The 16,996-nt window shown below is 56.8% G+C and carries 18 protein-coding genes; 12 read left to right on the top strand and 6 right to left on the bottom strand.

The genetic code is table 11. The features are described from left to right. Positions 1 to 60: 60 nt before the first annotated feature. Genes AC2FIP_RS18285 through AC2FIP_RS18250 form a run of 8 tightly spaced genes read left to right on the top strand, consistent with a single transcriptional unit; the run spans position 61 to position 6,169 of the window. Complete coding sequence (locus tag AC2FIP_RS18285) at positions 61 to 480, top strand: TSCPD domain-containing protein (protein ID WP_496787615.1); 420 nt, start codon at positions 61 to 63, stop codon at positions 478 to 480. Then, positions 477 to 1,913 (top strand): DUF1173 family protein, encoded by a 1,437-nt coding sequence (locus AC2FIP_RS18280; RefSeq protein WP_496787614.1) that lies wholly within the window; start codon positions 477 to 479, stop codon positions 1,911 to 1,913. Before AC2FIP_RS18285 ends, AC2FIP_RS18280 begins: the two co-directional genes overlap by 4 nt. Continuing rightward, the gene (locus AC2FIP_RS18275; RefSeq protein WP_496787612.1) at positions 1,910 to 2,557 is read left to right on the top strand and encodes a lytic transglycosylase domain-containing protein; all 648 of its coding nucleotides are present in this window, start codon (positions 1,910 to 1,912) and stop codon (positions 2,555 to 2,557) included. Before AC2FIP_RS18280 ends, AC2FIP_RS18275 begins: the two co-directional genes overlap by 4 nt. Before the next feature lie 28 nt (positions 2,558 to 2,585). Then, a complete protein-coding gene (locus AC2FIP_RS18270; protein ID WP_496739793.1) occupies positions 2,586 to 2,888 on the top strand; it encodes a TrbC/VirB2 family protein in 303 nt (100 codons plus the stop codon). Next, complete coding sequence (locus AC2FIP_RS18265; protein WP_372579140.1) at positions 2,888 to 3,178, top strand: VirB3 family type IV secretion system protein; 291 nt, start codon at positions 2,888 to 2,890, stop codon at positions 3,176 to 3,178. The genes AC2FIP_RS18270 and AC2FIP_RS18265 overlap by 1 nt, the downstream gene beginning before the upstream one ends. Before the next feature lies 1 nt (position 3,179). Further along, positions 3,180 to 5,621, top strand: coding sequence for a VirB4 family type IV secretion/conjugal transfer ATPase (locus AC2FIP_RS18260; RefSeq protein WP_496787610.1), 2,442 nt, complete (start codon positions 3,180 to 3,182; stop codon positions 5,619 to 5,621). Then, complete coding sequence (locus AC2FIP_RS18255; protein ID WP_496787608.1) at positions 5,618 to 5,797, top strand: hypothetical protein; 180 nt, start codon at positions 5,618 to 5,620, stop codon at positions 5,795 to 5,797. The genes AC2FIP_RS18260 and AC2FIP_RS18255 overlap by 4 nt, the downstream gene beginning before the upstream one ends. 24 nt (positions 5,798 to 5,821) lie before the next feature. Continuing rightward, positions 5,822 to 6,169, top strand: a complete 348-nt coding sequence (locus AC2FIP_RS18250) for a hypothetical protein (RefSeq protein ID WP_496787606.1) — start codon at positions 5,822 to 5,824, stop codon at positions 6,167 to 6,169. Here AC2FIP_RS18250 and AC2FIP_RS18245 read toward each other — a convergent pair. Continuing rightward, entirely contained in the window at positions 6,166 to 6,771 is a 606-nt protein-coding gene (locus AC2FIP_RS18245; protein ID WP_496787603.1) for a recombinase family protein, read from the bottom strand. The genes AC2FIP_RS18250 and AC2FIP_RS18245 overlap by 4 nt on opposite strands. A gap of 93 nt (positions 6,772 to 6,864) precedes the next feature. On the opposite strand from AC2FIP_RS18245, the gene AC2FIP_RS18240 reads away from it, so the two are divergent. Further along, positions 6,865 to 9,753, top strand: coding sequence for a Tn3 family transposase (locus tag AC2FIP_RS18240; protein WP_496787601.1), 2,889 nt, complete (start codon positions 6,865 to 6,867; stop codon positions 9,751 to 9,753). Between the two features lie 168 nt (positions 9,754 to 9,921). On the opposite strand, the gene AC2FIP_RS18235 is transcribed toward AC2FIP_RS18240, so the two are convergent. Beyond that, a complete protein-coding gene (locus AC2FIP_RS18235) occupies positions 9,922 to 10,911 on the bottom strand; it encodes an aldo/keto reductase (protein WP_496787598.1) in 990 nt (329 codons plus the stop codon). A gap of 51 nt (positions 10,912 to 10,962) precedes the next feature. Here AC2FIP_RS18235 and AC2FIP_RS18230 point away from each other — a divergent pair, with 51 nt between their 5' ends. Next, a complete protein-coding gene (locus tag AC2FIP_RS18230; protein ID WP_496787596.1) occupies positions 10,963 to 11,817 on the top strand; it encodes a LysR family transcriptional regulator in 855 nt (284 codons plus the stop codon). 202 nt (positions 11,818 to 12,019) lie between these two features. Here the strand turns inward: AC2FIP_RS18230 and AC2FIP_RS18225 are convergent, their stop codons facing one another. Then, positions 12,020 to 12,907, bottom strand: coding sequence for an NAD(P)-dependent oxidoreductase (locus AC2FIP_RS18225; RefSeq protein ID WP_496787594.1), 888 nt, complete (start codon positions 12,905 to 12,907; stop codon positions 12,020 to 12,022). A 211-nt stretch (positions 12,908 to 13,118) separates the two neighbouring features. Here AC2FIP_RS18225 and AC2FIP_RS18220 point away from each other — a divergent pair, with 211 nt between their 5' ends. Next, positions 13,119 to 13,892, top strand: a complete 774-nt coding sequence (locus AC2FIP_RS18220; protein WP_496787593.1) for a 2-keto-4-pentenoate hydratase — start codon at positions 13,119 to 13,121, stop codon at positions 13,890 to 13,892. A 44-nt stretch (positions 13,893 to 13,936) separates the two neighbouring features. On the opposite strand, the gene AC2FIP_RS18215 is transcribed toward AC2FIP_RS18220, so the two are convergent. The 3 genes from AC2FIP_RS18215 to AC2FIP_RS18205 are packed head-to-tail and all read right to left on the bottom strand — an operon-like array spanning position 13,937 to position 16,167. Beyond that, positions 13,937 to 14,560: an antibiotic biosynthesis monooxygenase family protein gene (locus tag AC2FIP_RS18215; protein WP_496787591.1), complete on the bottom strand. Its 624-nt coding sequence runs from the start codon at positions 14,558 to 14,560 to the stop codon at positions 13,937 to 13,939. Between the two features lie 30 nt (positions 14,561 to 14,590). Beyond that, positions 14,591 to 15,424: a helix-turn-helix domain-containing protein gene (locus AC2FIP_RS18210; RefSeq protein WP_496787589.1), complete on the bottom strand. Its 834-nt coding sequence runs from the start codon at positions 15,422 to 15,424 to the stop codon at positions 14,591 to 14,593. A gap of 17 nt (positions 15,425 to 15,441) precedes the next feature. Beyond that, positions 15,442 to 16,167, bottom strand: coding sequence for a sulfite exporter TauE/SafE family protein (locus tag AC2FIP_RS18205; protein WP_496787637.1), 726 nt, complete (start codon positions 16,165 to 16,167; stop codon positions 15,442 to 15,444). Between the two features lie 107 nt (positions 16,168 to 16,274). Between AC2FIP_RS18205 and AC2FIP_RS18200 the strand changes: the two genes are divergently transcribed. Beyond that, positions 16,275 to 16,976, top strand: a complete 702-nt coding sequence (locus AC2FIP_RS18200; protein WP_496787587.1) for a FadR/GntR family transcriptional regulator — start codon at positions 16,275 to 16,277, stop codon at positions 16,974 to 16,976. Positions 16,977 to 16,996 lie beyond the last annotated feature (20 nt).

Raw genomic sequence — 16,996 nt, 5'->3', positions numbered from 1 at the left:
TCATAAGACTTATTATGTAAACTTTGCTGACCTATTAGTGAGAGACGGAAAGGTAATCAAATGGCCTTCCACAACACCAAGAACAAGACTGGCCGCAAAGCCCTTCCTCATCGTCGTCTGGCAGAGACACGCAGGGTCGAGACACCGCAAGGCCACACCGCCTTTGTGACAGTTGGCTATGACCCGGCAGAGCCGATCAAGCCCCGCGAAGTGTTCTATAGCGGTGGGTTCCGGTCTGGCAATGATCTCGAATATCACCTGCATGACCTCTGCATCCTGATTTCCCTGCTGCTGCAGCATGGCGTGGCGGTGTCTTACCTGTCGCGTTCCATCGCAACAAAGCAATCCGCTCTGGGTGATGAAGTATATGCCAGCCTCGCGGGCTGGCTGGTGGCGGCTGTCAGCATCCCTCCGGCTTGGGCCGATGAGTACCTGAACGCGACCGGCAACAATCCGAGTTCTCAGGAGGCATCGCAATGACCCTGTTCCTGAATGGCAAAGCACTGGTGGTCGATAGCGAAGCGGGACAACACGTCCTGACAGCCTCACACAAAGCCGGCACGCGTGTTAAGTGCGGGTGTCGGATGCCTGCCCCGGAAATGTACATCGCGGCAACGGCGGGGAAGTTCATCGTCAAGCGGATGCCCGGAACCGGCCCTGATCATGCTATCGGCTGTCCGTCCTTCCTGCCACCCGAAGAATTGTCAGGATTGGCGCAAGTCCGGGCGTCGGCCATTAACGAAGATCCCGCCGACGGCACAACCACGCTCAAACTGGGCTTCCCACTGCGAAAGAACAGCAGGTCCCGGAACGCACCGGAAGCAACCGGTCAGAAGCCAACCGAGGCGAAGGCCGCGCCGCGTAAGCTGACGATTACCAGCGTTCTGCACTTCCTCTGGCATGAGGCCGATCTGGGCAAGTGGTATCCTCGGATGAAAGGAAAACGATATTGGGGCGTGATCCACTCCGCCCTGCGCCGGGCCGCTGCGGGAAAGATCGCCAAAGGACAAGACCTGTCCCGCATTCTCTACATCCCGGAATACTTCAAAGTGGACGATAAGGCAGAGATAGCAGCCAGACGGAACCGGATCTTTGCCAATCTGCGGCCAGCCAAGCACGGTGCCACCCCATTCGGCCTGATCATCGCCGAGTACAAGGCCACGGAAGCCACGGCGCATGGTGCGCGGTTCATTTTCAAACATGCCCCCGATTGCGCGTTCTTTGCTGATGAGGATCTGGCGCAGAAATTCGAGAAAGTGTTTGGGGATCAGTTGCGCCTGATTGAAGCCATGGGATCTGGCCATGCCATTGTGATCGCCAGCTTCTCCATCGCAAAGGCGGGTTATCCGGTCCTCCATGAACTTGGCCTGATGCTGGTAACGGATAACTGGATACCGTTTGAGGGCCTGCGTGATCGGGAAGTACTGAAGGCGCTGACCGAACAGAGCCGCGCGTTTCAAAAGCAACTGCGGTTCAACTTGCCCCTGGACGCGCCGATCGCATCGGCTGTGCTGTTGGATACGACAGATCCGACTGCCGTCTTTGTTGCAGACAACCCCGACGATGCCGAGGCGCTGGCACTTCTCACCAAAGCCTCTGAAGAAGGCCGGTATGCGAGCTGGTGCTGGTTTGACGATGGGCCGATGCGCCCGTTCCCGCATCGTGGCGCATCCCCCTCCAGCCATCACTCACGACCACCGGAGGGGGGCGCGGGCGAAACTGTAGGCAGCGCAGACGGTCAAAACGTGGCCAAAAGAGATCCCGAGGGCGCCTATGGAGTCCCTCCCCGCCGACAGGACGATGTCGCGACGGAGAGGGAAGCTAATCAAACTACATTTGGGATGGGGTTCGACCAGCAAGCTCCCCCTACTTCAACCTCCGCAATGTCACAAAAGAACAGTCGGCCCACATGAAAAACGTGTTCAAACCGTTGCTGATTAGCCTCCCTTTAATCGCCGCACTCGCTTCATCTGCCCAGGCGCAGAATGACGAGGCCGCAATTTGTGCGGGCCGTGAAGGCCCGCTGTTGAGTGGAGGGCGCTTGCTGTGTGTGACCGCCCCCGCCCGCACCTGCCTGGAACCGGCATTCCGGGCAGGTGCAATGGTATGCCTCAGATATGAGGACGGAGGCAATCCGGAACAGGTTGTCTCGAAGAACGCAAGCCCGCGCAACAAGGGCGAATGGGCCGATGAAGCGGAGCGCGCCGCCAAACGCCACGGTGTTCCGGTGCCACTGTTTCTTGCGCTGGTCCATCAGGAAAGCCGCTGGAATGCGAACGCGGTCAGCCCCAAAGGCGCACTGGGATTGGCGCAGCTGATGCCACCCACCGCCGCGGCTCTTGGTGTCGATCCGCATGATCCGGTGCAAAACCTCGATGGCGGCGCTCGGTATCTCAAGGCGATGTTCCTGAAGTTCGGCACATGGCGACTGGCGCTGGCCGCATACAACGCCGGGCCCAAGGCCGTCGAACGCTATGACGGCGTCCCGCCCTACTCGGAAACAACCCACTACGTCGCAACCGTTCTCGAAGGGGCCGGGTTCCCGCCCGACGCCTGAACACCCCCGTCCAAGGAGACTATCTTACATGAAACGCAACCCTCAAAATGTCGCTCCGCTGACGCTGCTGGCCCTTGTGGCGTTCAGTAGCCCGGTCATGGCGCAATCGCTGTTTGATGCGCCGGTGTCCATCCTGACCCAGATCCGGACCTTTGTGACCGGTGCCAACGGTATTCTGCTCGGTGGTGCAGCTATTGCGCTCGCTGGTATCTCGGCGGCCAGCCCGCGCGTGCCGGTCACATGGGGCCATTTCTTTGTGATCCTCGTGGTGCTAGGCATCTTCTACGGTGCGTTTGGCATTGCCGAAGCCATTCAGGGTTTTGCGACCTGATGAGCGACGACAACCGGATATTCCAGGCGATCACCCGGCCCTCTGAACGGGCCGGGATGCCAATGACGTTTCACATCGTGGCGATCAGCATCCCTTTGATGACGTTCATCATGACCCAGGGCTTTTTGGGCTTCTGGGGGTTGCTCGCCATCGCCCCGTCTTATGCCGCCGCCCGCTGGATCGTGAGTGTCGATCCGTATCTGCCGGATCACGTCGCCACGATGGCGGACTGCAAACTCTTCACCAAAAACAAGCCCTTCTGGGGCGGCAATTCCTACGCCGGAGACTGACATGAACATGCACCCGGAGATTCAAAAGGCCATGCCGTCCGCGCGCCGCGCCGCGTGCGAGGTACCGGCCACCACGCATATCCCTTTCGTGCGCTTCCTGCAGGACGGGACGTTCACAACCCGCAACGGGGATCTGGTAGCGGTGTTGGAACTCAACGGGTTCATCCACGAAACCGCTGATCGGGTGGCGATCAGGGCCGCCAATGATACATTGGCCCGGCTGGCCTCCAGCTTTGAAGACAATCGCACGGCCTTCTACAGCCATATTATCCGCACTAAAATGAAGCTGTCCGACACGCTGCCCTCCGTAAACGGCCCCGGCTTTTCCGAAGACCTGGACCGCCACTATCGCGCTCAGCTGGACCACGACGAAACCTATCAGCTGCGCCACTTCCTGACGATCGTGCGCCGCCCTTACACCAGCGGCAAGCGGCTGCTGGATGCCGGGCTGCGGTCTCTACGATCAGCAACAACCGACCCGGCAACAAGTGCTGCCCGCGAAAAGAACCGCAAAGCGCTGCATGGTGCCGCAGAACAGGCGATGCGCGATCTGTCGGTGTTTGGCGCGCGTAGGCTCACCGGAACAGAGGCGGATCGCAGCCGCACACTGTCATTTCTCTCGATGCTGCAAAGCGGGATTTGGCAAAAGGCCCCGTCCGTCTGGACCCATCTGGCCGATGCCGTGCCCAACGGGCGTATCACCTTCCGTAAAAACCATGTCGAAAGCCTGTCGCCAGGCGGGGACAAGGATCGGTTCGCCGCTGTCTTTGCGGTCAATGCTTATCCCGAGCGGTCGAAATACTACATGTTCGATGAGCTTCTGGGGGAGCGCTGCGAGTTCATTGCGACCCAATGCTATGCGCCGATGGACCGCGTGTCAGGTGGTGGCAAGATCCGTGACGCCAAACGCGGCATGGAAGATGCAGGCGATGAGGCGGAGTCGCTGCAGAAGGATTTGGCCGAGGCCCGCGACGCGGTTGCCTCCCGTGCCATGTCTATTGGGCGGCATCACTTCACGGTTTCTGTTCTGGGTGACACACGCGAGGAGTTGGAAGACTCGGCCACCCGCATGAATTCCTGTCTGACTGGCGCGGATCTGCGGACCCGGCGCGAAGACATCGGGTTGGAGGCGGCCTGGTGGGCGCAGCTGCCCGGCAACTTCGCCTATCAGGCGCGAGCCAAAAAGCGCTTTGTGTCTGACAAGAACTTTGCCGATTTCGCCAACCTGCATTCCTGGCCGACGGGATCGCGGAAAAGACTGCGCTGGGGTGGGCCTGTGGCGGCGTTCCGGACGCTGGGCGGTACGCCCTATTGGTTCTCATTCCACCGCGAGGGGTCTGACAAATCTAAGGGACCAGGAACCACGGCCATCTTTGGAGCGACCGGGGAAGGCAAGACCCTGCTGGCCAATTTTCTGATGTCCAGCTGCTACCGCCTGCCCGAACACCCGCACCTTATTGCCTTTGACAAAGACCGGGGATCGGAAACCTTCATTAGAGCCATTGGCGGCACTTACCTTCAGCTGAAATCCGGCATGAACCTCGGCTTTAACCCCTTTGCGGTGGCCACCGATGAGGTCGGGATTGAATGGCTCGAGGGCTTAATTCAACGCCTGACGGGTGCGGACAAACTCACGCCGGAACAGGAACGTCGGATCGCAACAGGTCTGCGCCGCCTTGCATCTGGTGATCCGGCACTGCGCACATTCTCGGATTTTGCCGATACGCTGCGGTCTGTCGATGATGCGGACGCGCCGGTGCAGCTGCTCGATGCGCTGAGCAAATGGTATGGGACCGGCAGTCGCGCCTGGCTGTTTGATAATGCAGAGGACAGTTTCAGCCTCGATCAGGCCGTGACCGCCTTTGACATGACGGCGCTGCTCAAGGCTTCTGATACCCGCCTGCCCCTGCTGGATTACCTGTTTTACCGGATCGAGCGCAAACTGGCCGAAGGCAAGCCGCTGATCATCATGGTGGATGAAGCCTGGGCCTTGTTTGACGATCCGCGATTTGGGCCGCGCATTCAGGATTGGATCAAAACCATCCGAAAGCTGGATGGCATTCTGGTGTTTATGACGCAGGAAACATCGGATGCGGCCAAATCCTCAATCTCGGACACGCTGATCCAGTCGACAGAAAACCGCATCTTCTTTGCCAACCCCAAAGCGGATCGCGCAACCTATGTGGATGCGTTCCGGCTTACGGAGGCTGAGTTCAGCGCGATTTCATCCATGCCACCCAAATCCCGTCTGGTGCTGATAAATGACGGAGACGGGTCAGCCGTTGTTTCAACGCGGCTTGAGCTTCCCGAAAAGTTTTATCGGGTCTTGTCCGCCACAGGCGACAGCGTTGCCGAGATGGACCAGCTGCGCGCCGAGCATGGCGAGGATGGCTGGCTCGACACCTTTATGACCCCCAAAGCCCCACAGGAGACCCTTCAATGATCCGCACCATTGTTTTCCTTGCTCTTGGCCCGCCCCTGCTCGGGGCCTGCACCATCGCCGGTGATGTTGTCGATCCGCCTCGTGAGCTGAAGGCCAATTGCAACATCGCAGATGCAGAGCCCGTCCCGCAGACCGGCCTTGCCACCACTCTGCCGCTTAGCATCGGCAAATTCTGACCCCTCCCCTGAAAGGACAAGACAATGAAGACCGTTCTCAAAAGCACCGCCGCGGTTGTTGCACTTGCGCTGGCCGGATTTGTCGGGACGGCTGGCACAGTCAGCGCTCAAGGTGTCCCAACCTACAGTGTCACAGAACACGCGGAGCTGATCGCGCTGCTGAATTCCAGCGGCGAAATGGTCGGGTTGAACACGCAGATACTCGACAATGCCCTGCTGCAGCTGCAGGAGCTTCAGGAACAGTTGCGCCAGGCGCGAGCGACGCACAATGCCATCACGGGCGCCCGCGACACGATCGGCAACCTGTTCAATGGCGATATCACCCCGCGCAAGCTGGGGTCGTTTGCGGTACGGGGCGAAATGACACTCTAAGCGTTTTCGCGATTCCGTTTGACGATGCTGAGCACGGTATTCTTACTGATGCCGAGGTCGCGTGCGATCCAACGATAGCTGCGACCTTCCTCAACGGCAGCAAGAACGTCGGGTGCCAGTTTGTCTGATTTTGGACGCTGCCCTGGCTGACGCCCTAATTTCTTGCCACGCGCTCTGGCGGCAGCCAGGCCAGATTTCACACGTTCGCTGATAAGGTCTCGCTCAAACTGCGCGATCCCAGCCAGCATTGTTGCCATCATGCGCCCGTGTGGCGTGTCCAATTCAAAGGTCATGCCGGACATTGCGACGACCGAGACTTTCCAACCCGAAAGCCTATTGAGGGTATCGAGCAAATCTTGAGTGGAGCGCCCCCAACGGGAAAGCTCGGTGACCAACACCGCGTCGATTTTGCGGGCTTGGGCCAGTTCCAAGACTTTTGATCGCTCTGCGCGGTTCGACTTGGTGCCTGATGCAGTTTCCTTGAAAATGCTAATAACTTCATAACCGCCACGCTCCGCAAATTCAGCCAGCTCACGCAGCTGGCGTTCGCAGGACTGATCGGAAGTCGAAACCCGCGCATAGATCGCCGCTTTCTGTCCCATTTGAACCCCTTCAGATTTTCGCCTTGCAAGCCATTGATTTTGCTGGCGTGACTTTCGTCATAAACAGACACTTGTTCAATAGGTACATATTTCATGCCCCGTCGCAACATTCTGACTGAACGACAACGCGCTGCGTTATTTGATCTGCCTTTCGATGAACCCTCCCTTCTGCGGCATTACACTTTGTCCGACGAAGACTTGGAACACGTCAATCAGCGGCGGCGCCCGGAGAACAGACTGGGTTTTGCGCTTCAGCTTTGCGCGCTGAGATATCCAGGCCGAGCGCTGACACCGGGCGAATTGATCCCACATGATGTGCTTGCCTTCATAGGAGCTCAGTTGGGACTCACCGGCGAAGCGTTGCTTTCATATGCTGCACGGCGGCAAACCCGACAGGAACACATGGAGGCACTGCGCGGCTTGTATGGCTATCGAGCGTTTTCAGGTCGCGGCGCGCGTGATCTTAAGGCCTGGCTTGATAAGGAGGCAGAAGCTTCAATATCCAATGAGGACCTCGCACGCCGATTTGTCGAGGAATGCCGCAGGACACAAACGATCCTGCCAGCGATCACGACAGTCGAGCGGTTATGCGCAGATGCGTTGGTAGCTGCTGAACGGAGAATCGAGACCCGGATTGCCAATCGATTGTCGGAACAGTTGCGCGAACAACTTGATGTTCTCCTGTCTGAGCATATCGACGAGCGGCTCACGCGGTTTGTGTGGCTGCGCCAATTCGAAGTTGGTAACAATTCGGCAGGTGCAAATCGGCTGCTGGATCGGCTGGAATTTCTGAAGGGCATCAATCTACCGCCGAATTTGGTTGAAGGCGTGCCGGAACACCGTGTCATGAGACTCCGGCGGCAGGGCGAAAGATACTTCGCAGATGGCCTTCGGGACCTGCCTGATGATCGTCGTCTGGCCATCCTCGCTGTCTGTGCGCTAGAATGGCGAGCCGCAATTTCAGACGCGATAGTCGAGACCCATGATCGGGTCGTCGGGAAGACCTGGCGCGATGGGCAGCGGTTTTGCGCGGCGCGGATTGAGAATGCCAAATCGGCAGTTCAACAGACTGTTCGGTCCTTTCGGGATTTGGGTGCCGCTTTGCTTGAGGCCAGAGAGGATGGGGCCTCTTTGGAGAAAGCGGTCGAAAGCAGCCTAGGTTGGGATCGTCTGCCTGATTTGGTGGCTATCGCAGCACGATTGTCCGATACTTTGTCTTCGGACCCGATTGGGCATGTTGTTCAGGGTCACAATCGTTTCCGGCGCTACATCCCAAGAATGCTCCGTCTTTTGAAGGTGGAAGGAGCCAATGTCGCCTTACCTCTTATAGAGGCTACGGCTTTGATCGAGAGCGGTGCGAAGCATGATCAACCGAGGGATTTCCTACGCCGGACATCCAAGTGGCATCGCCATCTGGATTGTCAGGAACCAGGAGACAAGCGCCTTTGGGAAGTGGCCGCGTGTTTTCATCTGCGGGATGCTTTTCGATCAGGCGATGTTTGGCTGAGGCAATCTCGGCGCTATGGTGATCTGAAACAGGTGTTGGTCCCGGCAACGGTGGCAGCGGAAAACGCCCGTTTAGCGGTGCCGCTTGATCCCGAAACATGGCTGGCAGATAGGCATGCTCAAATGGAAATTGGGCTACAGCAGTTATCGAAGGTTGCAAAAAACGGCGCGATTCCAGGCGGTGCCATCAAAGATGGCGTTCTCAGCCTAAGCCGCTTACCGACGAAAGCACCTTCTGACGCAGCCGCTCTCTTGTTCGATCTTTACAAGCGTGTACCAGACACGCGGATCACCGACATCATGCTGGAAGTGGACGAAGCGACCGGATTCACCGATGCTTTCACCCATCTGCGGACTGGCGCACCGCCGAAAGATCGCATCGGCTTGATGAATGTCCTGCTGGCCGAAGGTTTGAATCTCGGCCTGAGCAAGATGGCAGAGGCCAGCAATTCCCACGGATTCTGGGAGCTGATGCGGATTTCCCGCTGGCACATTGAAAGCGAGGCATATGGCCGAGCGCTCGCCAGCGTTGTTGACGCCCAAGGCAATCTTCCGATGGCCCGTTTCTGGGGTATGGGTTTGACGGCATCGAGCGATGGGCAGTTTTTTCCAACCACCCGTCAGGGCGAAGCGATGAATTTGATCAATGCAAAATATGGAAACGAACCGGGCTTGAAAGCCTATACCCATGTTTCCGATCAGTTTGCGCCCTTTGCATCGCAAACCATTCCCGCCACCGTCAGCGAGGCACCTTACATATTGGATGGATTGCTGAACAGCGACGTGGGTAAGCGGATCAAGGAACAATATGCCGATACAGGCGGGTTCACCGATCACGTCTTTGCCGTTACCTCGATCCTCGGGCATCGGTTCATCCCGCGCATTCGGGATTTGCCGTCAAAACGGTTCTACGTCTTTGAACCCGGCGCAACGCCAGCAAATCTGAAGGAAATGGTTGGTGGGAGAATCCGAGAGGGGTTGATAGCGTCAAACTGGCCTGACATTTTGCGCATCGCCGCGACCATGACAGCGGGCACCATCGCGCCAAGTCAAATTCTCCGAAAGCTGGCCTCCTATCCACGTCAGAATGATCTGGCCGCCGCCTTGCGCGAGGTCGGCCGGGTCGAGCGCACCCTGTTCATGATGGACTGGGTGCTGAACACTGACATGCAGCGTCGGGTGCAAATCGGCCTCAACAAAGGCGAGGCCCATCACGCATTGAAAAACGCCTTACGGATCGGGCGACAGGGTGAAATCAGAGATCGAACCGCAGAAGGCCAACATTACCGCATGGCCGCGCTCAACCTACTGGCGGCAATTGTCATTTATTGGAACACCGCCCGCCTTGGAGAAGCGGTTGCTGAGCGGCAGGATGCTGGACTGCCTGTTCCGCCGGAACTTCTGGCACACACTTCTCCACTTGGCTGGGCGCACATCCTGCTCACAGGTGAATACAAGTGGCCGAAAAAGCGCTGACAGACCCTGAACTGCGGACATTGGCTGCGCCTTGTTCAAACTGGAAAGAAGCGGGACAAACCGCCAATTCGCTGCGACTGCGCCAAGGTCCGCTTGGCAAAAATGAGCGACGATTTTGTGAATCGCCCTCTTCGGAGCCTAATTTTTCAAGATAGTTGGTAAAAAATTCTAGCGGGCTCGGTCTATCGCATCCGCAGGGCTGCGTTCGATCACAGTTTCGATTTCGCTCATGACAGATACAGGCAGAGGCCCAAAGGACAACGCCTCGGCAATACCTTCGAGTTGTTCCACTGTTCGTATGCCAGGAATAGGTATATTCGACTGCCCCCTTGCCCAAAGCCAACCGATTGCGCCTTGAACCAGACTGCGTCCGCCTGTCTCCAGCAAGTCTCGTATGGCATCCAGCCTCTGCAGGTACTCGGGATTTGCGGAGGCATTTTTGAAATAGTCTGTTCGGGGATTTGACGTTGAACGTATGTCGGTGTCGGGCATAGTTGTTTCGGAATTATACCTTCCAGACAAAAGACCCATTGCAAGCGGCGACCTGATCAATGCGCTAAGATGATGTTCATCGACTACGCTTTGCATCTTTGGTGCATCGAGCAGAACATTCATGGCGTGTTCGACGGCTGCAAATCCTGATCGCGCCGCCACGCATGAGAGATTCGCGGAAAAATCAGTACTCCAACCGTAGGCACGCACCTTGCCCGCAACCCGCGCCCGCTCCACCTCGTCGAAAATCGCTTCTGCCTTTGCAACCGAAAGGCTGTTGAGGTGCAATAGAAGCAAATCAATCCGGTCTCTTCCGAGCCGTGAAAGCGACGCGTCAATCGCAGGACTCACCTTGCCTGGGTCTTCTTCGTTCTCCAATAGCTGTTTACTTTCCTCGTTAATGGCGACACCGATCTTGGTTGCAATCAGCGCATCCGAACGACCTTTGAGAGCGCGAGCTAGCAGCCGTTCCGCATGTCCTGCGCCATAGGCAGGAGCGGTATCGAATAGCGTGATACCAGATGCCAACGCCGCATGGATGGTCCGGACAGATTCCGCATCGTCAGAGTTTGCGTAGCCCACTGTCTCACCTCCTGCAAACATCGGACCACCGATTGGCCAGCACCCCATGCCGATGGGGCAAATGTCCTGGTTTAGAAAGCGCATCTCATACCTCCAGATATCGTTTGCTGCACCAGAACACGCCCGCGCCTTCACATGAATGGAACATTCTGTAAAAATCATTTCATGAATGAAACGATGTTAGATTGGGACGACCTACGGCTGTTTCTCGCCGTTGCCCGGCTTGGCGGTCTCTCTGCAGCGGCGACCGCAACGGGAAAAAGTGCGCCAACCCTCGGCAGGCGAATGTTGGCGTTGGAAAGGCGGCTGGGCCAAGAGTTGTTTGAACGAACTGCTCGTGGCTATGCGCTCACTCCCGACGGAGAGGAACTGCTGGCCAGCGTCGCCGGGTTGGAAAACCGTATCCTGCCCTTGGTGAACGACAAGAACGAAAGGGCGGGACCGTTGGTAAAGGTTTCTGCGGGGAGCTGGGTGACGCATGTGCTTTGCGAAAGGGTTTCCTACATAGCAGGCCGGGAGCCTGTGAGACTTCGGTTCATTGCGGACGATGCGACGTTGGAAATCGGACATCGTGAAGCAGTTATCGGAATTCGCAATCACCGCCCTGTCGACACGCGGCTTGCTGGTCGCAGCATCGGTGAGGTTCGTTTCGCAGTCTATGCTCTAAACAAAAGCGTCACAGGCTGGGCACGTGTTCGTGGAACCACCCCCTCGGCTCAATGGGTTCAAACCAAGCCGCGAACGAAAGAGGACGTTGAGATTACTCAGCCGCGCAACGCGCTTGACTTGGCCCTCGCCGGTTCATGCCGCGCTGTTCTCCCCACCTTCATCGGTGCAAAGTTTCCGCAGCTTGCGAGGATATCATCACCAATTACCGAATTAACGCACGATCAATGGCTCGTAACACATCACGAGGACAGATTTCTTCCTGAGGTGCGCAGCGTGATCAATAGGACGCTCAAAGTTTTGCAAGAAAACTGCAAAAACTAGAAAGGCCGCGACGCGATAGCGGCCGTTCGACCCATGTGCAGCATTTGGAATTTTGGGCTCTCAACTGCCGATCGCCGCGCGTTGCATGAACGGCTAGTCTGGAATGAGCCGACCTTCGCTGCGTCATTTTCGAGCTCACACGTCGCGGACAAACTTGCCGTTCGACCAATGGCCGCTATCGGGTAGTTCTCGGTGGCGAAACTCATGGTTTTCTGTTGGACACCGCTTCGAGTCTGGCAAGCAGGGCGCTAGTGTCCCATCGTCCCCCACCCAGATTTTGAATGTCAGCATAGAACTGATCGATCAGGGCAGTGATTGGCAAGCCCACACCAAGCCGTTTTCCCTCTGCGAGGCAGTTTGCGAGGTCTTTACGCATCCAGTCCACAGCAAAACCATGCTCGTATTCGGAACGCGCCATGGTTTCGTATCGGTTCTCCATCTGCCACGATCCAGCTGCGCCTTCGGAAATGAGGTTGATAGCTGCATCTATGTTGAGACCCGCCGCCTTTGCAAAGTGCATGGCTTCCGAAAGCGACTGGACGAGGCCGGCGATGCATATCTGGTTCATCAGCTTGGTCAGCTGTCCAGCACCAGCTTCGCCCATTAGACCGACTTTCTTCGCGAAGCAGTTGATGAGCGGTGCGGCTCTGTCGAAGTATTTCTGATCGCCGCCAACCATCACCGTCAACACCCCATTCTGCGCGCCTGCCTCTCCGCCAGAGACGGGTGCGTCAAGAAATCCAAATCCACGTTCGACTGCAATTCCGTTGAGTTCACGGGCGACATCAGCCGATGCCGACGTGTGATCGACAAAGACAGTGTCGCTTTCCATCGTTGAGAATGCACCCTCATCTCCAATCGTGATGGCACGCAGATGATCGTCATTGCCTACGCAGCAGAAAACGAACTCCGCGTTCTCTGCGGCTTCTGCAGGAGACCAGGCGACGGCACCTCCATACTCCCCGCACCACCGTTCGGCTGTGTCGGAAGTTCGATTGTAGACCGTCACCTCGTGCTGACGTTTGGTTTTCAGGAACCCGGCCATCGGATAGCCCATCACGCCCAGGCCCAGGAATGCTACTTTTGCCATGTTTTCTCATCCATAATTTGCTGTTGGGTCAGATGATGCCAGACCGTTTGCAGGCAGTATGGAATGAAAGTGATGGGACAACACGACCTCATGCGGGAGGTCACTTTCATTCCATACAAGAAACGGCAGATCACACAGTCTACGAGGCGACAGAGAAATTTAGATGTCCGCCTGTCGCTTTGCCGGGTGCGGAGAACCAAACGAGTAGTAGATGAAAAATATGGCCCATATTGCAGAGCGATTCCGGACGGCTGAGAACGAAATATCAGGGATCGTGCCAATCGCAGAAGAGATCAATCGGTCTCTGGAGACCGCCTACAGGGTTCAGGAGGTAAACGTCGCTTTCTGGCGCAAGGGCGGACGCGAACAGGTCGGTTGGAAGATCGGGCTGACCTCAGAAGCGGCCCGCAAACAGATGAAAGCTACAGAGCCGATGCTTGGCGCGCTATTTGCTGATATGCAGATCAAGGCTGGGTGCGCAATACACACCGACCAGCTCATTGCCCCGAAGATCGAGCCCGAAATTGCCGTGATCATGAGGCATGACGTTGCCATAGCTGATCCTTCCTGGCCTGTTCTCCTAAACGCGATCGACTTCGCAATCCCGGCCCTTGAGATTGTCGATTGCCGGTCGCGGGACTGGCAGATCACAGGAATCGACGCGATCGCTGACAATGCCCTTGCAGCCGGATTTGTGCTTGGCGAGAGACGATGGACGATAGATCACGATCATCTCGCGGAGATCGAGGTGGCGGTGTCAGTCAATGGAGCAAGTGCAGGTGCTGGGATAGGAACAAACTGTATGGGGCATCCAATTGCTGCGCTACAGTGGCTCGCGCGCGAGCTGCATGGCAGAGGACATCATCTTTCGAAAGGGGATCTGGTCCTCACGGGATCGCTCTGCCCGATGATCAAGATATCATCCGGTGATACTGTCTCAGCCAAGTTTGGCCAAAACGATGCGTTGACCGTTCAGGTTCGGTAAGTCTCACAACCAGCACCTACTTCTTCGGCAATCGTGAATACACGTCATGACGTTCGATCCGCTTTCGCATCGGGAAAGTACTGCGGCGCTTCGGCGCGTTCGAACATGCTATAGTCTCTGGAAACAAGAGCCAGCATCGCACTTGTTGCTTGGGGCTTCGTCATCGCTTCTGCAATGATTTCTTCGCCGTGATCGCGGGAAGCGGCATCCGTCACGCAGAGAAAGTTTCCATCGACACTCACGCTATGGAAGCTCTCTCCTCCAAGGTCCAAGGGATCGCCATTGGACGCGACGATCGTGAGAAAACGGACTGGAACAGCTTCAACGTCGGCATAGGCTCCGTCGGTGGTCCACGCCTCAGGCGCGGCATCATGATGCATCATTTTCAGTATGTGCGAGATGCGCAGACGGTAGTCTTTAAAATGCTTGTTGCGACCGGCGGCTTGCGAGCGGTGGTGGTCGGGGTCACTCCGCCATTTGGCGAGTGATGCTTCATCCCGCCAATGAGAATGTGAAAGGATCACTTTTGGACGCGAGATTGACTTGAAGCGTTCGATGAAAAGAAGTCCCGCATGTTGCGCGAGAAGAGGACGCAGGGTTTCAGCGTGCTTGAAGTAATGGTTTTCATGGCCCGACCGGGGCTCCATTTCGAACAATAATGCGTGCATCTTTCGACCTCGGTGTTGTGGACGTATCTTCTAAAAAGTATCGTGTTTCGAAGGCGTTATCTGGAACGAATGTGACGGTTCCGACCGCCACGCCTGACGAAATGCACCGGGGGTCGCTCCGTAGAGCTTCAGAAAGGTGCGTCCCATGTGGCTCTGATCGGCAAAGCCAGCATCGTAGGCCGCTTCGGCCGGTGGCATCCCCCGGCGCAAGGCATCTCGAGCACGGCAGGTTTTTGAAGCGATGCGGTAGGAGTGAGGCGTCATCCCGACATGCCTGTGGAACAAACGGATGAACCCTTCGCGACTCATCCTGGCCGCGGCCGCGACATCAGATACAGGTTGACCATCCTCTCGGACAGAGAGGATCAAATCGGACGCTACAGACTTTCCATGCGCGATCGGGATAAGTTCAATGCGTTGACGCTCAATGCGGTTGAAGACGACATCAACAGCGTTTTCAAGCCGCATCTCCGGTTGAATCGAGGCATCACCGACGATGATGTGACGGAGATCGACCGGCAAGTCGTCAAGGTGGTCAAAGAACACGTCGAAACTGCGCGTCGCGATCTCGGAATGCCCAATCGCCTGATGGGGAACCCCAGGCGGTATGATGACAAACTGACCTGCGCTGAGCCTCACTGTCTCTGACCCAACAGAAAGCCAGCGGAAGCCTTGTTGCACGATTGTCAGCTGGGCTTCTTGATGGAAATGCGTCGCCAAGGCTGGCCCGCCGGAACGACCACGCCAATCGCACACTTCCAGACCAGGCATGTCGCGCAGCGGACGGTATGTCAGCGCACTATCGCTCGCGACACCTTGCTGCAAGACGCCGTAGGCATGTTTGATTTGTGATCCTTTTTCCATTCGCGACTCCTGTCCGTTCAGGCCAAAAAGAAGACGGCGGTCGTTGCTAGGCCTATTGCAATGATCCCTGCCCGGAGCAGCTCTGTTCGTCTGGTTTGGCGCACAAGGCGAGCCGTGACATAAGCTCCACAGATGTTCGCGGCAGCCATTGGGATGGCCGCGTCCCAAGCGATAAGGTCAGCGCTCGTGAAGGTGATGGCCGACAGAACTCCCAGAACTGACGACAAGAGATTTTTCAGCCCGTTCATGCCGTGCAGGTTGCGGTAACCCTGGAGCGACAGCGTGGCTAAAACGATGATGCCTAAGCCGCCATTGAAGTAGCCGCCGTAGATCATAACCAGCAGCAAAATCGTCCCTGCAAGGACTGGTGAGCGCAGATCGAAGTGTTGCACCTCCGATAGCTTCAAAAGTCGTGGGGAGAAAGCAAACAACAATGTCGCCGTTAGTAGCAACCACGGCACAAGACCAAGAAAAGCGTCTGGCGAGGTGATGGTCAGCAGTAGGGCCCCCGCAACACCCCCGATTGCAGTCAGTGCGATGATCGCGCCGAGATGCAGGGTACCTTCCGTTCGAATGTCGCTGCGATAGGCCCAGACGCTTGCACAGTATCCAGGTACTGCCATCGTCGTCGCAGTCGCATTGGCGACAACGGGCGGCACGCCGAGCCAGATCAGCGTCGGAAGTGTCACAAAGGTTCCACCGCCTGCAATGGCGTTTAGAGACCCGCACAGGAATCCGGCGATAAGAATGATGGTTGTTTCGAACAGCTTTTTTTACTCCCACCAGTTTAGTTGGACCATGTGCGTGTGCTATATTGGTCTACAAATTGGTCTATTCTCAGGACAATGATATGAAAGTTGCAAACGCCCTCGCAGAACTTCGGAAGCTGCTGAACAGTGCCGATATCACGATCGGGACGAAGCTCCCACCCGAGCGAGACTTGGCACAACGCCTATCATGCAGTCGCGAAACCCTGCGGCAGGCACTCGCTATTCTGGAAGAGGAGAACGAAATTTGGCGCCATGTCGGCCAAGGGACGTTTCGAGGGTCAAGACCTGTAACCGCACCCCTCCGCGAGAACATGATCGTTCACGCAACGTCCGTGGAAGAATTTGTTACCGCGAGGTATTTGATCGAGCCCGTGGTCGCTGCGGAAGCCGCCCGACGCGCGTCGCCTTCAGATGTTAAGAGGCTAAATGTTTGCGTCGCGGCTGGCCGAGCGGGTCGAGATCGCTTCGAATGCCAGCAAACGGATGATGTTTTCCATCGCACCATTGCTGAGGTGGCAAAAAACCCGATACTCCTTTCTGTCCTGACGTTTTTGTCAGAGGCGAGACGACGCTCTGCTTGGCAGACCCGATGGGATCGAACCTATCGGCATCTTGGCATCGAAAAGTTTACCCGGCTGCACAGTGACCAACACCAAAGCATCGTAGATGCCATCGAAAGTCTTGACCCGCTCTCTGCCGAAATTGCCATGCGGGGGCATCTCGATACGATCATTCTAGCGTTACAGTCACCACCAGGCGCGTCGAGGTTTTCCGAGCGCTGACAGAGAAGCCGACATTCTCT

Source organism: Ruegeria sp. CDSB114, assembly GCF_059611025.1.
Note: the sequence above shows the minus strand (reverse complement) of the source record. Positions and strands in the feature narration are given on the sequence as shown.